21 protein-coding genes are annotated in these 23,785 nt (G+C 39.5%); 17 read left to right on the top strand and 4 right to left on the bottom strand.

Going from position 1 to position 23,785, the window contains the following annotated elements; genetic code table 11:
- Nucleotides 1-587 precede the first annotated feature (587 nt).
- The 3 genes from nhaC to R4Z09_RS25195 all read left to right on the top strand — a co-directional run bounded on the left by nhaC (nt 588) and on the right by R4Z09_RS25195 (nt 3,718).
- Nucleotides 588-2,015: a Na+/H+ antiporter NhaC gene (nhaC, locus tag R4Z09_RS25205; RefSeq protein WP_338449435.1), complete on the top strand. Its 1,428-nt coding sequence runs from the start codon at nt 588-590 to the stop codon at nt 2,013-2,015.
- A 31-nt stretch (nt 2,016-2,046) separates the two neighbouring features.
- Nucleotides 2,047-3,201 carry a Glu/Leu/Phe/Val dehydrogenase gene (locus R4Z09_RS25200; RefSeq protein ID WP_338449434.1) on the top strand — a complete coding sequence of 385 codons (1,155 nt, stop codon included), beginning with the start codon at nt 2,047-2,049 and terminating at the stop codon, nt 3,199-3,201.
- 199 nt (nt 3,202-3,400) lie between these two features.
- The gene (locus R4Z09_RS25195) at nt 3,401-3,718 is read left to right on the top strand and encodes a YerC/YecD family TrpR-related protein (RefSeq protein ID WP_338449433.1); all 318 of its coding nucleotides are present in this window, start codon (nt 3,401-3,403) and stop codon (nt 3,716-3,718) included.
- 180 nt (nt 3,719-3,898) lie between these two features.
- Here R4Z09_RS25195 and R4Z09_RS25190 read toward each other — a convergent pair whose 3' ends face one another.
- Nucleotides 3,899-5,590, bottom strand: a complete 1,692-nt coding sequence (locus tag R4Z09_RS25190; protein WP_338449432.1) for an L-lactate permease — start codon at nt 5,588-5,590, stop codon at nt 3,899-3,901.
- A gap of 320 nt (nt 5,591-5,910) precedes the next feature.
- Here R4Z09_RS25190 and R4Z09_RS25185 point away from each other — a divergent pair, with 320 nt between their 5' ends.
- The 5 genes from R4Z09_RS25185 (at nt 5,911) to R4Z09_RS25165 (ending at nt 10,233) form a co-directional block, all read left to right on the top strand.
- Nucleotides 5,911-6,642: a FadR/GntR family transcriptional regulator gene (locus tag R4Z09_RS25185; RefSeq protein WP_338453357.1), complete on the top strand. Its 732-nt coding sequence runs from the start codon at nt 5,911-5,913 to the stop codon at nt 6,640-6,642.
- Nucleotides 6,643-6,878: 236 nt separating this feature from the next.
- On the top strand, nt 6,879-7,598 hold the full coding sequence (locus tag R4Z09_RS25180) for a (Fe-S)-binding protein (protein WP_338449431.1): 720 nt from the start codon (nt 6,879-6,881) through the stop codon (nt 7,596-7,598).
- 22 nt (nt 7,599-7,620) lie between these two features.
- Nucleotides 7,621-9,048: a LutB/LldF family L-lactate oxidation iron-sulfur protein gene (locus R4Z09_RS25175; protein WP_338449430.1), complete on the top strand. Its 1,428-nt coding sequence runs from the start codon at nt 7,621-7,623 to the stop codon at nt 9,046-9,048.
- A complete protein-coding gene (locus R4Z09_RS25170) occupies nt 9,048-9,764 on the top strand; it encodes a lactate utilization protein C (RefSeq protein WP_338453356.1) in 717 nt (238 codons plus the stop codon). Before R4Z09_RS25175 ends, R4Z09_RS25170 begins: the two co-directional genes overlap by 1 nt.
- Before the next feature lie 190 nt (nt 9,765-9,954).
- On the top strand, nt 9,955-10,233 hold the full coding sequence (locus R4Z09_RS25165; protein WP_338449429.1) for a chorismate mutase: 279 nt from the start codon (nt 9,955-9,957) through the stop codon (nt 10,231-10,233).
- Between the two features lie 55 nt (nt 10,234-10,288).
- On the opposite strand, the gene R4Z09_RS25160 is transcribed toward R4Z09_RS25165, so the two are convergent.
- The 3 genes from R4Z09_RS25160 to R4Z09_RS25150 all read right to left on the bottom strand — a co-directional run bounded on the left by R4Z09_RS25160 (nt 10,289) and on the right by R4Z09_RS25150 (nt 12,746).
- Nucleotides 10,289-10,516: a hypothetical protein gene (locus R4Z09_RS25160; RefSeq protein ID WP_338449428.1), complete on the bottom strand. Its 228-nt coding sequence runs from the start codon at nt 10,514-10,516 to the stop codon at nt 10,289-10,291.
- 3 nt (nt 10,517-10,519) lie between these two features.
- A complete protein-coding gene (locus R4Z09_RS25155) occupies nt 10,520-10,840 on the bottom strand; it encodes a YbjQ family protein (RefSeq protein WP_338449427.1) in 321 nt (106 codons plus the stop codon).
- Nucleotides 10,841-11,063: 223 nt separating this feature from the next.
- On the bottom strand, nt 11,064-12,746 hold the full coding sequence (locus R4Z09_RS25150) for a diguanylate cyclase domain-containing protein (protein WP_338449426.1): 1,683 nt from the start codon (nt 12,744-12,746) through the stop codon (nt 11,064-11,066).
- Nucleotides 12,747-12,965: 219 nt separating this feature from the next.
- Between R4Z09_RS25150 and R4Z09_RS25145 the strand changes: the two genes are divergently transcribed.
- The 9 genes from R4Z09_RS25145 (at nt 12,966) to cccB (ending at nt 23,496) form a co-directional block, all read left to right on the top strand.
- Nucleotides 12,966-14,165, top strand: a complete 1,200-nt coding sequence (locus tag R4Z09_RS25145; protein WP_338449425.1) for an MFS transporter — start codon at nt 12,966-12,968, stop codon at nt 14,163-14,165.
- 401 nt (nt 14,166-14,566) lie between these two features.
- Entirely contained in the window at nt 14,567-14,932 is a 366-nt protein-coding gene (gene flaG / locus R4Z09_RS25140; RefSeq protein WP_338449424.1) for a flagellar protein FlaG, read from the top strand.
- A 15-nt stretch (nt 14,933-14,947) separates the two neighbouring features.
- Nucleotides 14,948-17,032, top strand: coding sequence for a flagellar filament capping protein FliD (fliD, locus tag R4Z09_RS25135; protein WP_338449423.1), 2,085 nt, complete (start codon nt 14,948-14,950; stop codon nt 17,030-17,032).
- A 27-nt stretch (nt 17,033-17,059) separates the two neighbouring features.
- Nucleotides 17,060-17,461 carry a flagellar export chaperone FliS gene (gene fliS, locus R4Z09_RS25130; protein WP_338449422.1) on the top strand — a complete coding sequence of 134 codons (402 nt, stop codon included), beginning with the start codon at nt 17,060-17,062 and terminating at the stop codon, nt 17,459-17,461.
- Nucleotides 17,461-17,811 (top strand): flagellar protein FliT, encoded by a 351-nt coding sequence (locus tag R4Z09_RS25125; RefSeq protein WP_338449421.1) that lies wholly within the window; start codon nt 17,461-17,463, stop codon nt 17,809-17,811. The genes fliS and R4Z09_RS25125 overlap by 1 nt, the downstream gene beginning before the upstream one ends.
- A 273-nt stretch (nt 17,812-18,084) precedes the next feature.
- A complete protein-coding gene (hpf, locus tag R4Z09_RS25120) occupies nt 18,085-18,636 on the top strand; it encodes a ribosome hibernation-promoting factor, HPF/YfiA family (RefSeq protein WP_338449420.1) in 552 nt (183 codons plus the stop codon).
- 495 nt (nt 18,637-19,131) lie between these two features.
- Entirely contained in the window at nt 19,132-21,642 is a 2,511-nt protein-coding gene (secA, locus tag R4Z09_RS25115; RefSeq protein WP_338449419.1) for a preprotein translocase subunit SecA, read from the top strand.
- Nucleotides 21,643-21,745: 103 nt separating this feature from the next.
- Nucleotides 21,746-22,847, top strand: a protein-coding gene (prfB, locus tag R4Z09_RS25110; protein ID WP_338449418.1) for a peptide chain release factor 2 whose coding sequence is annotated in 2 segments (ribosomal slippage) — nt 21,746-21,817 and nt 21,819-22,847 — 1,101 coding nt in all. Because the reading frame shifts where the segments join, the coding sequence is not laid out codon by codon here.
- Nucleotides 22,848-23,160: 313 nt separating this feature from the next.
- On the top strand, nt 23,161-23,496 hold the full coding sequence (gene cccB / locus R4Z09_RS25105) for a cytochrome c551 (protein WP_338453355.1): 336 nt from the start codon (nt 23,161-23,163) through the stop codon (nt 23,494-23,496).
- Nucleotides 23,497-23,785: the final 289 nt, after the last annotated feature.

Below are 23,785 nucleotides of genomic sequence, written 5' to 3'. Positions count from 1 at the left end.
TTATGAGAAAGCTTTTTCATGTCTGTAGATTAGAAAAAAACAGCGGCGGCATCCGGTTTGTGTATTGTTTGATAGAAAGTGCAAGGAAGCACTTTAACTCATTAACGCACTATCGTTTTAATGAATATTTTTGCATCATAATAAATTAATTAATATAATGACAGTGCTAATAAAATAATTCCGAATGTTCATAATAGTCAGAAATGAAAATAGCATCTTTGGATTAAGAAAAAACAAAACTTAGATACCTATTAAGGAGGAAGTCCATGTACCACTCATTTTCATTAATGAAAGCGGATTCTATTTTCAACATGCAGACCCTAATAGTTAAAATGGTTCAGCACAAAAATAAGGGTTCCCCTCTTGTCATGACGAGTTCAATATTTTACGCCAGTTCCAAAAAAGATATAAAAAGCCACCTAGAAAAAGTAGGTGGCAACAATGAAAACTACTTATATATAAAATATCAATAAAAAGCCGAAGTATCAATAAATAAATAGAAATATTCAAATTAGGTGAGAATGAACGACAGGTGCCTTCTTTTTTAAGAGACCGGTCTTCATGAAAGAAGATAAAGGAGTAGATATATGAAAAAACCTTCATTTTTAACCTCGATAGCGATTGTACTAAGTGTTGTTACCTTTTTAGGAATAAGTATTTTGCATTATGGTGTGGCACCGCAGATTCCGATTATCATTGCAACGATTTTTCTTGCTTGCTATGGACTTACATTGGGGTATAAATGGAAAGATTTAGAGAATGCCATGGCAAAAGGCATTTCTCAAGGAATTCCCTCGATTTTAATTTTATGTTTAATTGGGATTTTAATCGGAGTATGGGTTCTAAATGGAACAGTTCCAACCATTACGTATTATGGTTTGCATGCTTTATCTCCTGATTTCTTTCTTATGTCTGCTGTGCTGATTTGCTCTATCGTCTCAGTTGTCTGCGGAAGTTCATGGAGTGCGATTGGTACGATCGGGGTTTCTTTAATGGGGGTCGCCTACGGTTTAGGTATTTCTCCGGCCATGGCAGCGGGAGCCATAGTATCGGGGGCTATTTTCGGTGATAAAATTTCCCCGCTTTCAGATACGACAAATCTGGCAGCGGCCACTGCCAAGGTTAGTATCTTTGACCATATTAAACATATGTTATGGACAACCATTCCTAGCTACATTCTGACATTGGCTGCATTTACCGTCATCGGCCTCTTTATGGACAAGGGTCCGGTGGACAGTAAGCAAATTGAAACACTTATCCAAGTTCTAAATGATGAGTTTATGATTACACCAATTACCATTCTTTCACCATTGTTAATCATTATACTGGCAATCAAACGTGTAAGCCCTATTCCATCACTTGTGATTGGTTTAATCACAGCTATTTTAACAACTTTCTATACCGTTCCAAATGTTGGAATTGGAACGATTATGGCAACAGCCCATAACGGCTATACAGCAGATACAGGTGTAGAAGCCATTGACAGCCTGCTTTCACTTGGAGGCTTGAGCAGTATGTTATTTGGTGTTTCACTCATTTTAATCGCCCTTGCTTTTGGAGGAATGATTCAACACATAGGGATTGCTCATTCCATTATTGAAGGGATTCAAAATATGTTAAAAAGCAGGGGAAACGTTATTGCATCAACAGTTGCCTCTTGCATTGGCATTAACCTGACTGTCGGTGAACAATATTTGTCCATTCTATTGCCGGGGCAGTTGTTTGAATCAGCTTATCAAAAGGTAAAGCTTCATCCGAAAAACATGTCGAGAACGCTGGAAGATGCAGGGACAATTGTCCATGCAATGGTTCCATGGGGTGTAACAGGAGCCTTTATTATGTCAACGTTAAATATCGGCGTAGAGTATGCTCCATTTGTCTTTATTAGTATGATCAATCCGATTATAGCGATTATTTACGGCTACACCGGAATTGGGTTAACGCCTTTAAAAGAAGAAGAAAAGGCAATAAAAGAAGAAACAATTGAAGTACGAAGAGAAGCACTTGAGGGTTAATCACATCTGAACATATTAGGAGGAATTTAACATGGCATTAACATTATCAAACGAACAAAAAACAGGACAATCCATCCAATCATTCGATCTATTCACGAAAATTCAAGAGCATGAGCAAGTATTTTGCAATGATCCGGCAACGGGCCTAAAAGCAATCATAGCGATTCATGATACAACACTTGGACCAGCATTAGGCGGAACAAGGATGAGACCATATGACACATTCGAAGAAGCGTTGGAAGATGCGCTGCGTTTATCAAAAGGAATGACCTACAAAAATGCTGCAGCTGGTAACGACTTTGGCGGTGGAAAAGGTGTCATCATCGGCGACCCACTGAAAGACAAAACTCCAGAATTATTCCGTGCCTATGGACAATTCATTGATTCTTTAAAAGGTCGTTTTTATACAGGTACGGATATGGGAACGGTCTTAGACGATTTCGTTCATGCCCATAAAGAAACAAACTGCATCGCTGGTTTACCTGAAGAGTACGGCGGCGGCGGTGAAACGTCGATTCCGACAGCCCTGGGTGTTTTATACAGTATTCAAGCGGTGGCAAAAACCTTATGGGGACACGAGAATTTAACTGGGAAGCGCTTTGCCATCCAGGGATTAGGCAAAGTAGGCTATAAAGTAGCAGAGCATTTACTGGAGAATGGCGCTGATTTATATGTAACAGATATTTCCGAAGAAGTTATCAACACATTAATTGAAAAAGCCAAACAAATGGGTGGAAACGTAACGGCTGTTAAAGGAAGTGAGATTTATGGAGTCGATGCAGATATCTTCGTTCCATGTGCCATTGGCGGTATTATCAACGACCAAACAATTGACCAATTAAAGGTACAAGGAATTGTCGGGGCTGCCAATAACCAGCTGCTACATGAAAGCCATGCCAAAGTGCTAAAAGAAAAAGGAATTCTTTATGCACCTGATTATATTGTCAATAGCGGCGGTGTCATCCAAGTAGCGGATGAATTGTATGGACCAAATAAGGAGCGCGTCTTAAGTAAAACGAAAAATATCTATCGTTCGATTCTAGAGGTTCTTGAGCAATCAAAGCACGAAAACATGACAACTGTTGAAGCAGCTAATTTAATGTGCGAAAAAAGATTGAATATAACAAAGGTAAGAAATAGTTTCTTCTCTCCAACGAAACGTCCCAAGTGGGAAGTTCGTCGTTAATCAATGGAATAGATAAATAGAATTGTAGAGGGGCTGCCCAATTCGTCTGTGGGAGCCCTTATTGTCTATAGAAAAAATTGATATTTAACAAGATTTTTTCTATAATAGCAATGGCACCTCATGAGAACTATTCTCACGTGGTTATATTTCTGAGATTCAATAGAGATGTAGATAATAAAAAATTCATCGGAGGCAGGGAATGGATAGGAAAGAAGAATTATCATCACCTATGGTCAAGCAATTATTTCATGCGATTCTCTCTTTAAAAACGAAACAAGAATGTATCGAGTTTTTTGAAGATTTGTGTACGATGAATGAATTGAAATCCTTTAGTCAAAGGCTTGAAGTTGCAAGAATGGTAAGAGACGGCGATACCTATATGGATATACAAGTGGAGACTGGCGCCTCATCTTCTTCAATCAAAAGAATTAAAAGATTAATTGAATCGGAAGACAGTGGTTATGAGCTTGTTATACATCGTATAGAGGAATCAGAGTCCCTTAAGGTGACTAGATAAACCATTATTAACAGGACTACGTTCAAGATCAATGTTGGTTTAGGTTGGTAGTTGATTGTATCTTGAATGGAAATAATAATAAATAGCGTTGACTTCCTCGATCAAAATCAAAGAAGTCAACGCTTATTCATGCTATCGGCACTTTTTCAGCAGCCTCACCTATAAAAAGTCTAATGTTGCTTATGGTATCATCCACGACAATACGCTGCTTTGCAGGAAGGTCAAAATTCCAACAAGAATAACCAGGAAAAAACTATGTTTTAACGTAAAGCGAAGTAACTCAGATTCTTTCCCTGCCAGTCCAACAGCGGCACATGCAACTGCAATGGATTGTGGTGAAATCATTTTTCCGGTAACACCACCTGAAGAGTTGGCAGCAACAGCAAGCAGCGGATCCATTCCAACCTGCATGGCCGATATCTTTTGTAAGTTTCCAAACAGCAAGTTGGCAGATGTATCCGATCCGGTAATAAAGACACCAAGCCAGCCAAGGAATGGAGAGAAGAATGGGAATAATGAACCCGTTTTGGCAATGGTCATTCCAAGAGCGTGAGTCATACCTGAGGAGTTGGCTACATAGGCAAATGCCACGACAGAACCAATTGTTAAAATAGGCAGTTTTAATTCGTCGATCGTTTCCTTAAATGCTACTGACCAATCTTTCCAAGATAAACCCGTAATATATTTTGTAATAAAACAAGCAATTAAAATGGCTGTCCCAGCTGACCCTAATAGTTCGAGCTTGTATACTGCAGCAATCGTTTCGCCTGCATCATTTATTATTTTATTGTGCAAGAATGGCACTTCCGGTGCATATGTAAGCACCTGTCCTATTGAATTAACTCCTTTTAAAATAACATTTGTTCCTTCATAATGTCCTGTTAACGCTGCTTTAATGGCTGGAATACCCCAAAAAGAAATAAATGCTGTTAAAACTAAGAATGGTGACCAGGCTCTAAATACTTGTCCGCCTGTATAGTGAACGTTTTCATTTTTTGCATTTTTTACAGCTGAAGCGGCAGCCATTTCAGCTTCCCCTTTGAAACGAAAAATCGTTTTTGGTTTCCAGAATTTTAAGAAAATAGCAAGGGCAAATAATGAGACTAAGGCTGATAGAATATCCGGTAATTCAGGTCCTAAGAAGTTAGAGCTTAAATATTGTGAGATCGCAAATGAAAATCCTGATACAAGGATGGCAGGCATAACCTCCAATGCTCGTTTAAATCCCGCCATAATAATCACTAAATACAATGGAATAAAGAAAGAAATAAATGGAAGCTGACGTCCAACCATTTTAGATATTTCCATGGCATCAATCCCTACAGGACCTGCCATAGCTGTAATCGGAATCCCGATTGCCCCGAAGGCAACAGGAGCTGTATTTGCTAATAAACAAATTCCGGCAGCGTATAATGGATTAAAGCCTAATCCTACAAGTAAGGCTGCTGAGATCGCAACGGGAGCACCAAATCCAGCTGCTCCTTCCAGGAAAGCTCCGAATGAGAAGGCAATGAGTAAAGCCTGTAAGCGGCGGTCTTCTGTAATCGATTGGACAGAATTACGTATAATTTCGAACTGTCCGCTTTTTACCGAAAGCTTATAAAGAAAAACGGATGTTACGATGATCCAGCCGATCGGTAATATACCGTAAACGGCACCTTGTGTGGCAGACATAATCGCCATTTCTGCAGGCATTTTGAAAGCTATTACGGCAAGGAGAACAGCTAGAACCAGTGTTGTTAATCCAGCAATATGCCCTTTCATGCGTTTTATCGCAAGTGCCCAGAAAAAGTATAATATTGGGATAACAGCCACTATGGCTGTTAGAGCTAAATTATCCCCAACTATAGTAAAATTTTGAGTAAATGTCATAGTTATACCCTCCAATTAATCAATCAAACTATTCATTTTTTTTGCATTTCTCTAATGCTAGTAGAGCTTAATCCCCCCTTGAACATAGATATCGTTTACATTTGTTGGTTTCTAACATAGGTATTATGATAAGGTCATCTGATGACTGGATGACTCAATAGTCTGAATTATAAATGCGAATTTTAGAAAAAACAATAGATTTGTGAAAAGTTTATGAATTTTATTGACGATAAGTGTGATATTTATTTGTGTAAAGTATTAAAAAGACATTATACTTTTAGTAATAGCTAACAGTAACCTGAGGATGTGAGGCGGAAATGATGAAGTATAAACAAATAAAGCCTAAAAAAATATACGAAGAAGTGGCAGAAGCCCTTCATGAAGCGATTCACAATGGCCAACTCAAACCAGGAGATAAACTAAATTCGGTAGAGCAATTAGCGGGAAATTTCCAGGTTGGACGATCGGCCATTCGGGAGGCATTGTCTGCCTTAAAAGCAATGGGTTTAATCGAAATGAGGCAGGGAGAAGGTACATATGTTAGGCAATTTGATGCAGAAAATCTAACGTTTCCCCTCTCAACTGCGATGTTGATGAATAAAGAAGATGTGAAAAATCTTCTTGAGGTAAGAAAAATTATTGAAGTTGGAGCAACTGCTGTTGCCGCAAGTAAGCGAAGTGCGGAGAATTTAGAACAGATGAAAGCGGCATTAGAGCAAATGAAAATTTCCTATGGAAATGAAGAATTAGGGGAGAAATATGATATGGAATTTCATTTAGCCCTAGCAGCTGCTTCTCAAAATTCACTCTTAACCAATTTATTGCTTCATGTTTCTGACCTAATGCAGGAAACGATGAAAGAAACACGGAGATTATGGCTGTTTTCTAAATCGACGACAACGGAGAAACTATATGAGGAACATGTTGAAATTTATCAAGCAGTTCTAGAACAGAATGGAGAAAAGGCTAGAAAGGCAATGCTTAGCCATTTGAACAATGTAGAGGATATTTTACAAAAGTATTTTGAGGAAACGGATATGCCACTAGATTAAGGGGCCTTTTTTTTTAAAAAAGAGCTCCTTGATAAAAAAAATATTTGAAAACACTTTCGAAACATGGAATATTAATAGTGTTTTCAAAGTGTTTATCTGAAATTCTTATACACTAGTCATCAGATGACCTGTTGACCAGTTGGCTGATTAGTAGTAAAGTAGGTTTATTAATTTTTACTCTATTTAGACAAATAAAATAATTACAGGACTCATTTTTGGGGAGAGGGATGGAAGAAATGAAAGTAACTTTATTTGCCACATGTCTTGTTGATATGTTTAAAAGTGATGTAGGTAAGGCAACAGTCGAATTGTTAGAACGGCTTGGCTGTGAAATTGATTTTCCTGAATCGCAAGTATGTTGTGGCCAGCCGACCTACAATAGCGGGTATGTAGAGGACACGAAGCCAACCATGAAAAAAATGATTGATACATTTGAGCATGCTGAGTATGTTGTCAGTCCATCTGGCTCTTGTGCTTACATGTTCCATGAATATCAACATATCTTTAAAGACGATCCTGTCTATGGACCCAAGGCGAAAGAGCTTGCAGCCAAAACATATGAATTAACTGAATTTATTGTTGATGTCTTAAAAATTAAAGACGTTGGGGCAACATTTCCCGGCAAGGTTACCTATCACACATCTTGCCATATGACAAGATTACTTGGGGTAAAGAAAGCACCGATAACATTATTAAGTCATGTAAAGGGATTAGAATATATAGAGCTTCCAGGAAAAGAAAATTGCTGTGGCTTTGGCGGAACGTTCTCCGTTAAAATGGGGCAAATATCTGAGCAAATGGTGAATGAAAAAGTCCAGCATGTGGAAGAAACAGGTGCTGACTATTTAATTGGTGCAGATGCGTCCTGCTTAATGAATATTGGAGGGCGAATCACAAGACAAGGAAAGCCAATCAAAGTGCTGCATATAGCTGAAGTGTTAAATAGCCGCGTATAAGCAAATAAGGGGGGACAAACATATGTCAATGAAAACGAGCTCAGAGAAATTTAAGGTTCGTGTCAAAAATCAAATCCAAGACTCCTATATGAGAGGTGCGGTTGCCAGCGCTCAAGAGACGATCCAATGCAGAAAGCAAACCGTGACGGATGAGTTGGGAAACTGGGAAGAATGGCGTAATCATGGGGAAGAAATTCGCAAACATGTACTCGAAAATCTTGATTACTATTTATTTGAATTAAGTGAAAATGTGGCGAAAAGAGGCGGTCATGTCTTTTTTGCTAAAACAGCTGAAGAGGCTGGCCAATATATTACGGAAATTGCCAAAAAGAACGAGGCAAAAAAAATAGTCAAAGCAAAATCTATGGTGACAGAGGAAATCAGTCTCAATGAAAAACTAGAAGCTATTGGTTGTGAAGTGATTGAAACGGATTTAGGGGAGTATATTTTACAAGTGGACGACCATGATCCGCCGTCGCATATCGTTGTTCCTGCATTACATAAAAATAAAGAGCAAATAAGGGATGTTTTTGCAGAGAAACTAGACTATAAACAGACAGAAAAACCTGAAGAACTTGCATTGTTTGCCCGTCAAACCTTACGTCAAGACTATTTGACTGCGGATCTCGGGATAACAGGCTGTAACTTTGCCGTGGCAGAAACAGGATCTATTACGTTTGTGACAAACGAAGGAAATGCTGACCTTGTTGCTGCCCTGCCAAAAACACAAGTCGTTGTCATGGGGATGGAGCGTATTGTCCCGACCTTTGAAGAAATGGAAGTATTGGTCGGCATGCTTACAAGAAGTGCAGTCGGCCAAAAATTAACAAGTTATATTACGACATTAACAGGTCCACGTGAGGAAGGCGATGTGGATGGTCCTGAAGAGTTCCATCTCGTCATCGTTGACAATGGCCGTTCAAACATTCTTGGAACAGAATTTCAATCTGCTCTTCAGTGCATTCGTTGTGCAGCATGTATAAATGTTTGTCCGGTATATAGACATGTTGGCGGGCATTCTTATGGTTCTATTTATCCTGGTCCAATTGGAGTTGTCTTAACGCCGCTTCTTGGCGGGTATGATGACTATAAAGAATTACCATATGCCTCCACCTTATGTTCTGCTTGTACGGATGCATGTCCGGTAAAAATCCCGCTTCATGAACTAATCTTGAAGCATAGGCAAGTGATTGTAGAAAAGGAAGGGAAGGCACCTTTTTCCGAAAAAATACTAATGAAGACAATCGGTATGGGAACTTCTTCACCAACTTTATATAAAATGGCTTCAAAAATGGCACCAACGCTTTCGAAGCCACTATCTACTGATGACCAAATTACGAAAGGTGTCGGACTTTTAAAAGAATGGACAGATATTCGCGATTTGCCAGCGCCCAATAAAGAGCGCTTCCGGGATTGGTTTAAGAACCGGTCAAAAGGGGGAAATGAATGATGCAAGGAACTATTAACAATCGTGATGCTTTTTTAAATGATATTGCTAATCGTCTTGGCCGAGAAAGAAAAACCTATGTGAAAAGACCAAATTGGGCTTACAATCCTCAAGAAGAGGTATTAAAAGGTGCTTCTGTAGATGAATTGTTAGAAGTGTTAAAAACTCAATGCACAAAAGTTCATACGAAACTTATCGTAACGACAAAAGAAAAATTGCAGGAAACACTAGTAAACTCGATTGAAACAGTTGGCGGCGGACCGATTGTGACGTGGAAGGATAAGCGCTTTGAGGAATTTGGACTTGGGAAACTATTAAAGGAAGATTTCCCGAAATCCAATGTTGATGTTTTTGAATGGAATGCTGCGCTAGGGAAAGAAAATATTGTGAAAGCTGAAAAAGCGAATGTTGGAATAACGATTAGCGAAATCACATTGGCGGAATCAGGTACGGTTGTTTTATACAGCGGCAAGGATAGAGGGAGAACCATCAGCTTCTTGCCAACAAACTCTATAGTGATCGTTCCAAAAAGCACAATCGTCCCGCGCATGACCCAAGCGGCAAAAATATTACGTGAAAAGATAAAGAACGGTGAACAAGTTCCTTCCTGTATTAACTATATTACCGGCCCAAGTAATTCAGCAGATATCGAGCTAAACCTCGTTGTCGGTGTCCATGGACCAGTCAAAATGACTTACATTGTAGTGGAAGATTTGTAGAATAGTAATTGTATGTAGCTTTTAATCTGGATAGGTAAAAAATGGTTCTTCCGATTTATTTTGGAAGAACCATTTCTTTTTGTAAAAAAGGAAAATGAGGGTCAATAAGAGAATATATAAATATAATGATATTTATGATAATTTAGTTAAAAAGAAAGATGTAAAACTCTTACACGCCAGGAGGAACAAAATGGAAGATTTCAACCTAGATGAATTACGTCAAAATATTGATCAAGTGGATCGTGAGTTAATAAAATTACTAGCTGCACGATTTGAATTAACGGAGAAAGTCGGAATCTACAAGTCAAAAAACAATCTAATTCCCCAAGATAAAAGTCGCGAAACTCAACAATTTAATAAATTAACTAAACTATCCGAAGAAAGCGGCCTAAATCCTGAATATGCCCTGAAAATTTTCAGATGCATCATGGACATTGCCATTTCCCGTCATCAAGAAATAGGGAAGTAATATGCACAAATACACTTTTAGGGCAGATCTCCAGTATAGATCTGCCCTGCTTAGTTTAATCTTCTTCCTTATAAAATCTTTTACCCGTTTCCGGATGGTAATACACAACAAGCTTTTTCTTTGTTGTCGGGTCAATAGAAACCTCATTTGTTCGTATAAAACCCTCAGGTACGTCTGTCCCATGTTTTGTTTTAAAGCGGCGGTCCCAAATAAACCAAGAGCCGATAATGAGAATGGCCAAAATTAGGATTTGTATTACAAAGTAACCGAATATCCATTCCATCTATTATTCCTGCTCTGCCAGTACGGCTGTCCCGTAAGACACGATCTCGCTCATGTTTTGACCAATTTCCCCCGAATCAAACCGCATCATAATAATTGCATTTGCGCCCATGGCTTTCGCATTTTCTACCATTCGGTCCATTGCCTGTTTTCTGGCATCCTCCAGCATTTCCGTGTACTGATTAATTTCCCCTCCAACAAGCCCCTTAAAGGAAGCCATGATATCCTTACCAATCCCGCGGGCTCTAACCGTTAAACCAAATACAGGCCCTTTCACTTCTACGATTTTATAGTTGGGAATTCGTTCTGTCGTTACTACCAACATGGTGACCACGCTCCAATCTTGGTTTATTCTATTATTCTATCGCTGCTGATAAAACATCATAGAAATATATGTATAATCTATCCTAATCATACCATACGGTTGGAAAAATAAGTAATTTTCAATTCTGAGGTATAGGGATTTTCTTTTAAAAAATGTTCAAAAGAGATTCCAATAATGAAATCTCTTTTTACCGATATTAAAATAACTCGGCCGTCATTCCTCATCAGGAATAAAACATCCACTTCCCTCGTCCTGCTTCTTTCGCTTTATACAAAGCATGATCGGCTCTTTTTAAAAGCATTAAGGATTCCAAGCCGTCATCAGGAAAGAAGCTTATCCCAATACTTGTCGCTGTTTTCACTAATTCTCCATCTAGATCAAAAGGCTCTTTCATGGCCTGAATGATGCTTTCAGCAATCCGGATAACCTCATCCTTCTCTTCAAATTGTTTTACACAGACGGCAAATTCATCGCCGCCTAAGCGGGCAAGAAATGTATGATCACCTAGAACATGATTCAATCGCTTGGCGACATTGATTAGCAGCTTGTCGCCAATCTCATGGCCAAGCGTATCATTAATAAGCTTAAACCGGTCCAAATCCAAGTAAAAGACAGCAACCATTTCCAGACCATTCAGCGATTGATGTAGTGTTTCTGCTAATTCTTTTTCAAAATAACGACGATTCGGGAGTTTGGTTAAATAATCATGGTTCGCGTTAAACGTAAGGGTATCTTGTTGCTCTTTTTCCTTCGTAATATCTCCAATTATCCCGTCTAATCGAATCACTGTACCGTCTGCATCCTGGTACGGCAATACTTGATGGTGTAGCCATTTCACATTTCCATTGGCATCGATGATCCGGTGTTTAAACGTCATTTCATCTCCATTCATTGAACGTTTAAAGTCAGCTAGAACGTAAAATAAATCTTCCTGATGAATATACTTAAACCAGGTTGTATTCTTTTCGAGGAACTCTTGTTGCGCCACTCCGTACATTTCTTCTATTCCTTTTGAGCAAAGGGTATAGCGATTTTGTCTTACATCATAGGACCAAATCCCAACATGTAGACGATCCGTCACAGACTTCATCTGTTTTTCGTTTTCAATTAATTTCAATTCCAAATTTTTTTGCTCGGTAATATCCTGTACGGTCCCAATCAGCCGGACCGTTTTTCCTGTTTCATCTTTAACAGCTTCCCCGCGTTGAAAAGCAATGCGGTCCTCACCATTGCTCCTCACGATGCGGTGCTCTAACTCGTAGTCATGACCATAATCGATCGAATTTTGAATGGTTTCTTCATACTTTTTCTTATCATTTGGATGAATTAGTTGGACAATTGTTTCCCAAGTCGGGACAAACTCGCAATCATCCACACCGAAGATCTCATACGTTTGATTCGACCAGAATGATGTGTCTAATGCTACATCGTAATCAAAGCTGCCGATATTCGTGATTTTTTGCAGATAAAGCAAATTATCATATAGTGATGAGATCCGATTTTTATAGTCATTGATGGTTCGTAGGTCTTTACAAACGCAATAAATGCAATCGTTTCCATTTGGGATTAAAGTAAAAAGAATTGGAATTTTCTGTCCCGTTTTGTGTAAAAGTACAGCATTAAACGTTGGGGATTCGCCGTTTCGCGTTAGATGAATATTAGATTTCAAAATGTCAACCATATCATTAGGCATCCATTTTGCTAAAAAGTTCTTCCTGTCTTCAGGAGTATATCCCAGCAGTGTTTTAGCCTGATGGTTCATCGATAAAATATGGCTTTCTGTGTTTATGATAAATACAGCATCTGGAAGTTGGCTAAATAACGGGTTTTTACCAATATCAAGCTGCTGTTTGAATGTAGTGTATTTAGTTCTAATAAGATTTGATAATCTATTAAAAAAACCCATGATTTATTCCTCTCCAACTATAGCTATAAATCTTTATATCATTGATAATGTTGCTTTGACTATGGAACAAAAAAAGACAATAGGATGACCAATCACTTTTCTGCAAAAGGGTTATTGCTTCATCCTTCTTTTAAGGTTTTAGTATACAACCTTTTCTATAAACGAAAAATATTTTTGTGTTATATTTATATAGGGTTTTTTTAGAGAGGGGATTATTTTGTGGTTTTTAATGATTCTGCAGTAAAAACGAAATCTGTGTACATAAACTTATTTATTGTTGGTATTGTGTTAGTATCCTTCAATTTACGTCCGGCTATTACTTCAGTTGGACCATTGGTCGGAATGATTCAAGAGGACATGGGGCTCGAGCATTGGAGTGCAGGGATTTTGACCAGCCTGCCGCTCATCTGTTTTGCTTTTATGTCACCGCTTGTTCCGAAAATCGCTAGCCGTTTTCACAATGAGCTGACATTACAAATTGGGCTGATCACGATCTTGATAGGGGTCATCCTGCGAACGATTGCAACGGTGCTTTTCCTATTTGCTGGAACGTTTTTGATCGGCGTTGGAATTGCGATTTGTAATGTGCTGCTGCCGGTTGTGATCAAAGACAAATTCCCAACGAAGTTCGGTTTAATGACAAGTGTCTATTCGACTTCGATGGGTCTTGTTGCATCATTGGCATCGGGTTTCAGTGTACCTTTGGCGGTTGGATTAGATCTAGGCTGGCAGCGCGCGCTGCTTGTATGGGGAATTCCTGCTGTTATTGCTATTATTCTGTGGGTGTATCTCATTAAAAAGAGTCCAGCAAAAACAGGAGATATGAAAAGGTCTGCGACAAATGGAAGTCGGATTTGGCGTTCGGGACTTGCCTGGCACGTCGCTTTATTCATGGGTTTTCAGTCGTTTTTATTTTACGTCACGGTTGCCTGGCTCCCTGAGATCCTCCATGATTTTGGCGTCAATACATCGACAGCAGGCTGGCTGCTATCCTTCACCCAGTTCATGGGGCTGCCTGCCAGTTTCTTAGTCCCGGTCATTGCTGGGAAACTTCGCAATCAAGCCTGGCTTGCCGGTATACTTGGAGCTTGTTCAATCCTTGGTTTTACTGGAATCATGTTTACATCATCGTTTACCATGATGATTTTTAGTATCATTTTGTTAGGGATAGGCTTGGGCGGAAGCTTTCCATTGGCGCTGGCGTACATTGGGTTGAGAAGCAGGGATGCCAGACAGGCCGCTGAATTATCCGGCATGGCCCAGTCGGTTGGGTACGTCCTTGCCGCAGTTGGACCGATTGCCATTGGTTCTTTGTACGATGTAGCCCACACATGGTCTGTTCCATTAATTACGCTAATAGCAGTCAGCGTACTTGTCGGCCTCTTCGGTGCAAGTGCGGGCCGCAACCAATATGTATAAGAAGCAGGGGGGATTCTCTTGCTTCTTTTTTAATAGAAGTCGTTGAAGCAGTAAAAAATGGTCAATGGTCTGTCGTTCATATCGCTGAAGGAATTGAAATTTTAGCATGGGTTAGTGCGTGATGCAAACGACCAATTCCCGCCTCATACATTTTCGCAAAGGTAGAAGCATGGTTTAACAAAATGTATGAGGCAGCAGCCGATGTAAAGAAATTGTAGAATAAAAGGATTGAACAGCCTGAGTTGATGGTGACTCAGGTTATTTTTTTTAGAAATGATTTTATAGAAAAATGATCGATGCCTAACCTGTTTCAAAAAAAGTTCCGTTTTTTCACTATTAAAAACGTCGCCATCCCTGCCGATATAAACAGTAGCAAGTGAATAGTATAGGAGTGGAGTTCTATGAACATTGAGCGGATGCCTAATCAAACTAATTCCAATGCAGCGAGAGTAACTCCGGTGGAAAAATCGAAGCCGACCCAACCGGTTGAAGATCTCTTGAAAAAACCTGAGCAAAAGCAGGAAAAACCAATGGTGGAGATCGATAAGGAAAAAATGGAGGAAATGGTAAAAGGCTTGAACGAATTTATTCAGCCTGCTAGCACATCGATCCGGTTCGTCCTTCATGATAAATTACACGATTACTATGTAACGATTGTTGATGATAAAACAAAAGAAGTGATTAAGGAAATTCCATCGAAAAAGCTGTTGGACACGTATGCCAACATGATGGAGTTTGTCGGTTTGCTTGTAGATAAAAAGATTTAAGCGAGGTGTATGAATATGGCAAACCTGCGAATCAGCGGCTTGGCCAGCGGGATGGATATTGATTCCATTGTTTCCGACATGATGAAAATCAAGAGAATGCCGCTCGACAAGCTCAAGCAGCAAAAGCAGACAATGGAATGGCAGCGTGACGATTACCGCGAAATGAACACACTGCTCCTAAACTTCCGTTCGGAACTCACACAGATGAAGCTATCTACTAATTATAGAACTCGGACGACTACGACGACGGATGAGTCGAAGGTGACGGCGACAGCAACGAGTGCTGCGGCGCTTTCTTCGTATTCGATTCAAAGCGTAAGCCAATTGGCTACGGCGGCTACTAAGGTGAATGCGGGTAAAATATCTGGAAGTCAGAAAATCAATCTAGATGAAGGATTATATGCAGCACGTGATAAATTTTCAGTTGATAAAACTAACTTCAATTGGCAATCAGGAAGTGTTGAAAGTAAAACATTAAAAGTGACTGATCCTGGAAATATTTCACTGGAACTACCCGAAGTCATTGATATTAAAAGTATTTCAAACATGAGTGTTAAAGTAAATGGTGTGGCTTATATAGCTGTTACAAATCAGGGTGAGCTAACTGATGGGAAAGTTTTAGTAGACTTAGATACAGGGAAATTGACCTTTAACCAACTTTTATCTAAAGAAAGTACAATAAAAATAGATTATATTGCTAATAAAAAAATAGATACTTTTAATTTTAATGAGAATACTAGTAGTTTTAATTTAACAAAGGGTGCTTTAAACGCAGTTGATACTATTAAGATAACGGCTGAAGGAGCCTCTATACCAACCGAATATACTGTAAATGAAAACTATAATCAAGATGATTGGGATATTGTGAACAAAGATGGAACCAAGGTCGGATCAATCAATCGTTTGAATGGGAAAATTTCGATGGCTGAAGGATTTCAAATTTCAGCAAAATCTAAGGTTGACGTAACCTACGATCAAAAATATTTCAATTTCGGTTTAACTACCTATAATACTGAAGGAAAAGCAGTTACAGAAAGTTTCAATATACTGGGGACTGAGTCTCTAAACAATGTAATCAATAAAGTAAATTCTTCTAATGTTGGTGTTTCCATGTTTTATGATTCTTTTAGTGACAAAATGACTCTAACAAGAACTGAAACTGGAAATTTTAACGGGTCTGAGTCAGATCCTGAAATAATTACAACTGGTAACTTTATTAATGATTTACTTCAATTTGGAGGGGTAACTGAATCTGGTGGAAAAAATGCTGTCTTCACCATCAACGGGCTTAAAACCGAACGCAACTCTAACACATTTGCGGTAAATGGTGTTACTTTTACCTTAAAACAAACATTTAATGAATCTGAAAGCACTACAGCAACACCCGTAACCATAGCCATCAACAACAACAACGATGAAATTTTCAATAACATCAAAAGCTTCATCGAAAAATACAACGAATTAATCGGAAAAATTCAAGAAAAAACCCAAGAAGAACGCTACAAAAGCTACACACCGCTTACCGACGAACAGCGCGAACAGCTATCGGACAAGCAGCAAGAGCAATGGGAAGAGAAGGCCAAGAGTGGCCTCCTAAGAAGAGATCAAACCTTAACAAGCCTGCTATCATCGATGCGGATGGATTTTTACGGAAAAGTAGAATCTGAGAAAATCAATCCAGTCTATTCACAGCTTGCGAGCATCGGCATCAAGACGACTGCCAACTACTTAGAGGGCGGAAAGCTCGAAATAAATGAAGCTGAGCTGAAAAAGGCAATCGAAGAAGATCCTGAATCGATAGAAGCCTTATTCAACGCATCAGGTACGACAAACTCCCAAAAAGGGATTGCTCAGCGTCTATACGATACCGTTGGCAAAACGATGGATATATTATATGAAAAAGCCGGGAAAAGCTATTCAACGAATAATCAATTTACCATTGGAAAGCAGCTGAACAATATTGATAATCAAATTGACAGTCTCGAGGACAGACTGACGGCTTTGGAAGACCGCTATTACAGGCAATTTACAGCGATGGAAAAAGCGATTCAAAATGCCAATCAGCAATCCGCATACATCACTCAGAACTTTTTTAGTTAATGAACGTAAAGAAAGGAAGTATTTTAAATGGCTGTTCAAAATCCGTTTCAATCCTATCAGCAAAATTCCGTTACAACCGCTTCTCCAGGGGAATTAACGCTTATGCTATATAATGGATGTATCAAGTTTATCCGCTTCGCCAAAAAAGCGATGGCTGAAAATCAAATCGAGGAAAAAAACACAAACCTCATCAAGGCGCAAAAAATTATCCAAGAATTAATGGTGACATTAAACATGGAAATTCCAGTTTCGAAAAACATGATGTCTTTATATGATTATTTACACCGCCGTCTTATCGAAGCAAACACCAAAAACGATCCGACCATTTTAGATGAAGTGGAAGGCTTTGTGACGGAGTTCCGTGATACGTGGAAAGAAGTCATACAATTAAACCGTCAAAAGCAGTTTTCTCAAGGCGGTCAAGTCTAGTGAGTGCTGTAAAGGATTACTACCTTGTGACAATTGAATTAATAAAACTGCTTGAAAACGAGCAGTCTAATGACCGTGATGGTAAAATCGCAAAAGTTGAAGGGGTATTGGAAAAGCGGGAGGGCTTCATGCAAAAGATGAAGCCCCCTTTTTCACAAGAAGACCAAGAGACAGGAAAACGGCTTGTTGAACTCGAAAAAAACCTAGCCAAGCTTTTAGCTGCTGAAAAAGCAGCGATTAAAAAGGATTTGCTTACCCTAAATAAGAAGAAGCAATCGCAAACAAAGTATCATAACCCTTACGAAGCACTTCCAATAACAGACGGCGTTTTTTACGACAAAAGAAAGTAATTTTGGTTATGGCCGGCTTTTTGTATCCGCCACTCAGCCATAGGTTTCCGGCTGTTCTACAAGAAAGACACAAATTCGACATATCTTCAAAAAATTAGTGGATTTAGCAGGAAAATCAAAGGGTAAAATAGAAATATAATCCTATAGAAATAAAAGTTACACACAACGGCATTTTATAAGGTTATAATACTGATAAAGGTAAGAAAAAACGCTTACACTTTTATCTTAAACTTTAGAGAATGCTGAGTGAATAAGAAAAGGAGGAGTTCACTTATGAACTACAACATTCGTGGTGAAAACATTGAGGTAACTCCAGCAATTAGAGAGTATGTTGAAAAGAAAATTAGCCGTCTTGAAAGATACTTTACAGAAACACCTATAGCAAACGTGAATGTTAACTTAAAAGTTTACAACGATAAAAAAGCGAAGGTTGAAGTTACGATTCCAATGCCGCAACTTGTGTTACGTGCAGAGGAAGTAAATGAAGACATGTATGCCGGAATTGACCTTATTACAGACAAGCTTGAGCGTCAAATCCGTAAACATAAAACAAAAGTAAACCGCAAATTCCGTGAAAAAGGCGGAATTAATACTTTATTTACAGTAACAAATGAACCAGCCGAACCAGCTGTTGAAGAAGAAAATGATTTAGAGGTTGTTCGTCAAAAAAGCTTTGATTTAAAACCAATGGACAATGAAGAAGCGATCCTGCAAATGAACATGCTGGGCCACAGCTTCTATGTCTTTACAAATGCTGAAACAAACCGCACAAACGTTGTTTATAAGCGTAAAGACGGCCGTTACGGATTAATCGAAGCTAATTAATCGCAAGCGTATAAAAACTAAAAACCCGATTCATATGAACATCACAACGCAGCTCTTTCTGAATAAGGGCTGCGTTTTCCTTTTTCCTGTTCATATACGTATAAAAAGGTAAATACAGGATCTGGATAAATGAAAATATCCTTGAATTCACGATTTCCCACTTGGAAATAACCATTCTACATAACCGATAAGTATATCCTTCATCCTGATTATCCATGCGACATAAGTTGTCACTATTCAATGGAAGTGGTAAGATAATGAAGGAAATTAGGGGTTTTTATTTGGAGGATTCGGTATCTAAAAAGCGAATCTTTTTTCATTCACACAAAAAATATGAAGTAACAAGTAACATGCATGTGCCTTGGAAGCAGGAGAACCGTCCCCTTGCTTCATCTTATAGGCATATTCGAAGGAAGTAAGAGAACCGTCCCTATGTTTCCTCAGGGGGAAAATACGGCGCTGTGCTTCCTCATGAACAAATAAAGGAGCGTTTTTATGGCTGGGATTTTAAGTAAAGTGTTTGATCCGAATAAGCGGGAGTTGAAACGCCTCACGAAGATGACTGAGAAGGTTGAAGCGCTGGCCTCTGATATGGAAAAGCTTTCAGATGATGAGCTCCGAGGTAAGACAGAGGAGTTTAAGGCTCGTTATCAAGGCGGAGAATCTGTTGATGATCTATTGTATGAAGCGTTCGCCGTTGTACGCGAAGGTGCTAGACGTGTTCTCGGCATGTATCCATACCCTGTTCAAATCATGGGAGGTATTTCCCTGCATGAGGGAAACATCTCAGAAATGAAAACAGGGGAAGGAAAAACGTTAACATCGACGATGCCCGTTTATTTAAATGCAATAACAGGAAAAGGCGTTCACGTTGTCACTGTTAACGAATATTTGGCAAGCCGTGATGCCAGTGAAATGGGCCAGCTCTTTACTTTCCTTGGACTAACCGTAGGATTAAACCTTAACAGTCTTTCAAAAGAAGACAAGCAGGCAGCCTATGCCTGCGATGTAACCTATAGTACGAATAATGAACTTGGTTTTGACTATTTACGTGATAACATGGTTCTCTATAAAGAGCAAAAAGTACAGCGACCGCTGCATTTTGCTGTTATTGACGAGGTTGACTCGATTTTAATTGACGAAGCCCGTACACCATTGATTATTTCCGGATCTGCGCAAAAATCAACTCAGCTTTATATTCAGGCGAACGCATTTGTTCGTACAATGACAAAAGAAGAAGACTATACGTATGATGAAAAAACAAAAGGGGTTCAATTAACAGAGAGCGGGATGACGAAAGCAGAGCGCGCGTTTGGAATTGAAAACCTGTTTGATATCAGACATGTTGCGCTGAACCACCATATTACACAGGCGTTAAAGGCTCACTCTAGCATGCATCGTGATGTCGACTATGTCGTGCAGGACGGAGAAATCATCATTGTTGACCAATTTACCGGACGTTTAATGAAGGGACGCCGTTACAGTGACGGCCTTCACCAAGCCATTGAAGCAAAGGAAGGTCTGGAAATTCAAAATGAAAGTATGACCCTTGCGACGATTACATTCCAGAACTATTTCCGAATGTATGAAAAATTATCCGGTATGACTGGTACAGCAAAAACAGAGGAAGAGGAATTCCGTAACATTTACAATATGAATGTTGTTGTCATTCCAACCAACCTGCCGATTGCTCGTGATGACAGAGCAGATTTAATCTTTTCCAGTATGGACGGGAAATTTAGAGCTGTTGTCGAAGATATCGCGGAACGCCACAAAAATGGACAGCCTGTTTTGGTTGGTACAGTTGCAATTGAAACGTCTGAGCTTATTTCCCGCTATTTAACGAAAAAAGGAATTAAGCATAATGTCCTTAATGCGAAAAACCATGAGCGCGAGGCTGAAATCATCTTGAATGCCGGACAGCCCGCTGCTGTCACGATCGCCACCAACATGGCCGGTCGTGGTACCGATATTAAGCTTGGTGAAGGTGTGAAGGAAGTTGGCGGACTTGCCGTTATTGGTACAGAGCGTCATGAAAGCCGTCGGATCGATAACCAGCTTCGCGGACGTTCCGGACGTCAAGGGGATCCAGGTGTGACTCAATTCTATCTATCCATGGAAGATGAATTAATGCGCCGCTTTGGTTCTGACAATATGAAGGCCATGATGGAAAAGCTTGGTATGGATGATACCCAGCCGATTCAAAGTAAAATGGTTTCAAAAGCCGTTGAATCTGCACAAAGACGTGTGGAAGGGAACAACTTTGATGCCCGTAAGCAGCTTTTACAATATGATGATGTCCTTCGTCAGCAGCGTGAGATTATTTACGCCCAGCGTAACGAAGTGTTAGAATCAGATAATCTACGCAGCATTGTTGAGAATATGATTCAAACATCCTTATCACGAAATGTGGCGATTCATCTTGAAAACGGTGAGGATTCAGAACAAAAGGATTATCAAAGCCTATTAGATTACATCAATGGAAATCTTCTGCATGAGGGCGATATCACGCTTGATGATCTTCAAGGCAAGTTCAGTGACGAGATCATCGATATGGTATTAGCCAAGGTAAAAGAAAAATATGATGTAAAAGAAGAGCAGCTAGGCGAAGCGCAAATGCGTGAGTTTGAAAAGGTAATCGTTCTGCGTGCAGTTGATTCGAAATGGATGGATCATATTGACACGATGGATCAGCTTCGCCAAGGCATCCATTTACGTGCCTACGGACAAGTAAATCCGCTCCGTGAGTATCAGACGGAAGGCTTTGCGATGTTCGAAGCGATGGTCGAAGCAATTGAAGAGGAAGTTGCGAAATATGTGATGAAAGCAGAAATCCGCAACAACCTTCAACGTGAGGAAGTCGCAAAAGGGCAGGCTGTTAATCCGAAGGAAGACGGAGAAGTAAAGAAAAAGCCGGTTGTGAAAAATAATGTGATCAAACGTAACGAACCGTGTCCATGCGGCAGCGGTAAAAAATATAAAAATTGTCACGGGTTATTGGAGTAGTCCAACCAATCCAAAACAACTCTGCATAACAAGGTCTATCCAGGATAGACTTTGTTATGCCTGTTTTTGATGACAACCATTAATTATGTTCGAGGTGAAGGAAATGGAATTAGCGGAAATTCGACATGAATTAGAAAATACAGCTAAAAAATTAGCGGACTTTAGGGGGTCTCTTTGACTTAGAAAACAAAGAGGCACGTATTGCCGAGCTGGACGAAGTCATGCTCCAGCCGGGATTTTGGGACGATCAGCAAAAGGCTCAAGGGGTCATTAATGAATCCAATGCCTTAAAGGATCAGGTGAATGAGTTCAACGACCTCTATGAAACCTATGAAAACCTCGAGCTGACCTATGAGCTTATAAAGGAAGAACCGGATGAAGATCTGAAAAGTGAGCTCGAAGAGGAGATTACCGGTCTAACAGAGCGCTTAAATCAATTTGAACTTCAGCTTCTCTTAAGCGAGCCGTATGATAAAAATAATGCGATCTTAGAGCTGCACCCTGGGGCAGGCGGAACAGAATCACAGGATTGGGGTTCGATGCTGCTTCGTATGTATACACGTTGGGCAGAGAAAAAAGGCTTCAAGGTGGAAACACTAGATTACCTTCCAGGCGATGAAGCCGGGATTAAAAGTGTCACACTTGCAATTAAAGGTCATAATGCCTACGGCTATTTAAAAGCGGAAAAAGGCGTTCATCGTCTAGTTCGGATTTCGCCTTTTGATTCTTCAGGCCGTCGTCATACATCGTTCGTTTCTTGTGAAGTCATGCCTGAATTCAATGATGATATTGAAATTGAGGTTCGTTCTGAGGATTTAAAGGTGGATACGTATCGTGCTAGCGGAGCCGGCGGTCAGCATATCAATAAAACAGAATCCGCAATCCGGATTACCCACCTTCCAACTGGAATTGTGGTCACATGCCAATCAGAGCGTTCACAGATTAAAAACCGTGAATCAGCCATGAAAATGCTGAAATCGAAGCTTTATCAATTGGAAATCGAGAAGAAAGAAGAGCAGCTTGCTGAGATCCGCGGGGAGCAAAAGGATATTGGCTGGGGCAGTCAGATTCGTTCTTATGTTTTCCATCCGTATTCCATGGTTAAGGATCACCGTACCAACACAGAGTCTGGTAATGTGAATGCGGTCATGGACGGCGACCTCGATGCGTTTATTAATGCATACCTGCGTTCAAAAATCTCCTAATCCGGAGCCTGTTTGAAATTTTAGGTTATGAGGATAAAAAAGGTCTTTGTCCAGAAGAATGGACGAAGACCTTTTCTTTTGTCATAAACTCCTACTTCTAGTATTTAAACGCTATCTTTTAAACAATTCATATCTGTCTATTATGAACGAAATATAATACACAAAATTGAAACAAATGCTCAAAACCTTCGTATGACAGCATTATTTACAAAAAGTTAACTTGAAACAATATTGGAAATAGTTTTAAAAGAAAATGATTATGCTATAATATATCTGAATTATGTAGACATTTAAAGGGGGATATAGAATGAAAATGAAGGGGAAACTAGCAGCTCTGCTGGTAGGTACCGCTATAATGCTTGCAGCCTGTGGTGGAGGGGAAGAATCATCAACAAGCAAATCAGGTGAGGGTGCTACAACCGATACAGCTGTTGCAAATGGAGAGAAAATTTTCACTCAAAAATGCTCCAGCTGCCATGGACAAAACTTAGAAGGCGGAGTTGGTCCTGAGTTAACAACAGTTGGTTCAAGACTGTCCCAGGCAGATATTGAAACATTAATTAAGGATGGAAAAGGCGCCATGCCTCCAGGTTTAATTGAAGGTGCAGATGCAACAGCAGTTGCAGAATGGCTTGCTGCTAAAAAATAATACATTGTTTGAAATATAAAGGGACTGAACCAGATTGATTAGGTTTCGTTTAGTCAGTCCCTTTTTGACTTCGTTTCGCTTTTCATCTGCTTTTTATTCCACGTACAAATTTTTAAAAGATTCATACTCCTATTTTCCTATAATTTTCACAAATGACCCATTTGTATTACAAAATGGTAACCACCGTAATAAAACCCTTATTTCTTCAATATTTTACAAACATTTGGTTCCCTAAATACGACGTTTTTTTCATATGAAAAGAAACTGTAATATTTTTAATACTATTTTT

The organism is Niallia oryzisoli, from assembly GCF_036670025.1.
Classification (GTDB): Bacteria; Bacillota; Bacilli; order Bacillales; family Cytobacillaceae; genus Bacillus_BD; species Bacillus_BD oryzisoli.
This window is presented reverse-complemented; position numbering and strand designations above follow the sequence as displayed.

What these genes read in the sequence shown, in the direction of transcription:
- secA (WP_338449419.1), top strand. Translation starts at nt 19,132, where the DNA reads ATGGCTGGGATTTTAAGTAAAGTGTTTGATCCGAATAAGCGGGAGTTG.
- flaG (WP_338449424.1), top strand. Translation starts at nt 14,567, where the DNA reads ATGAACATTGAGCGGATGCCTAATCAAACTAATTCCAATGCAGCGAGA.
- R4Z09_RS25200 (WP_338449434.1), top strand. Translation starts at nt 2,047, where the DNA reads ATGGCATTAACATTATCAAACGAACAAAAAACAGGACAATCCATCCAA.
- nhaC (WP_338449435.1), top strand. Translation starts at nt 588, where the DNA reads ATGAAAAAACCTTCATTTTTAACCTCGATAGCGATTGTACTAAGTGTT.
- R4Z09_RS25195 (WP_338449433.1), top strand. Translation starts at nt 3,401, where the DNA reads ATGGATAGGAAAGAAGAATTATCATCACCTATGGTCAAGCAATTATTT.
- hpf (WP_338449420.1), top strand. Translation starts at nt 18,085, where the DNA reads ATGAACTACAACATTCGTGGTGAAAACATTGAGGTAACTCCAGCAATT.
- R4Z09_RS25190 (WP_338449432.1), bottom strand. Translation starts at nt 5,590, where the DNA reads ATGACATTTACTCAAAATTTTACTATAGTTGGGGATAATTTAGCTCTA.
- cccB (WP_338453355.1), top strand. Translation starts at nt 23,161, where the DNA reads ATGAAGGGGAAACTAGCAGCTCTGCTGGTAGGTACCGCTATAATGCTT.
- R4Z09_RS25170 (WP_338453356.1), top strand. Translation starts at nt 9,048, where the DNA reads ATGCAAGGAACTATTAACAATCGTGATGCTTTTTTAAATGATATTGCT.
- fliD (WP_338449423.1), top strand. Translation starts at nt 14,948, where the DNA reads ATGGCAAACCTGCGAATCAGCGGCTTGGCCAGCGGGATGGATATTGAT.
- R4Z09_RS25180 (WP_338449431.1), top strand. Translation starts at nt 6,879, where the DNA reads ATGAAAGTAACTTTATTTGCCACATGTCTTGTTGATATGTTTAAAAGT.
- R4Z09_RS25175 (WP_338449430.1), top strand. Translation starts at nt 7,621, where the DNA reads ATGTCAATGAAAACGAGCTCAGAGAAATTTAAGGTTCGTGTCAAAAAT.
- R4Z09_RS25160 (WP_338449428.1), bottom strand. Translation starts at nt 10,516, where the DNA reads ATGGAATGGATATTCGGTTACTTTGTAATACAAATCCTAATTTTGGCC.
- R4Z09_RS25165 (WP_338449429.1), top strand. Translation starts at nt 9,955, where the DNA reads ATGGAAGATTTCAACCTAGATGAATTACGTCAAAATATTGATCAAGTG.
- R4Z09_RS25155 (WP_338449427.1), bottom strand. Translation starts at nt 10,840, where the DNA reads ATGTTGGTAGTAACGACAGAACGAATTCCCAACTATAAAATCGTAGAA.
- fliS (WP_338449422.1), top strand. Translation starts at nt 17,060, where the DNA reads ATGGCTGTTCAAAATCCGTTTCAATCCTATCAGCAAAATTCCGTTACA.
- R4Z09_RS25185 (WP_338453357.1), top strand. Translation starts at nt 5,911, where the DNA reads ATGAAGTATAAACAAATAAAGCCTAAAAAAATATACGAAGAAGTGGCA.
- R4Z09_RS25150 (WP_338449426.1), bottom strand. Translation starts at nt 12,746, where the DNA reads ATGGGTTTTTTTAATAGATTATCAAATCTTATTAGAACTAAATACACT.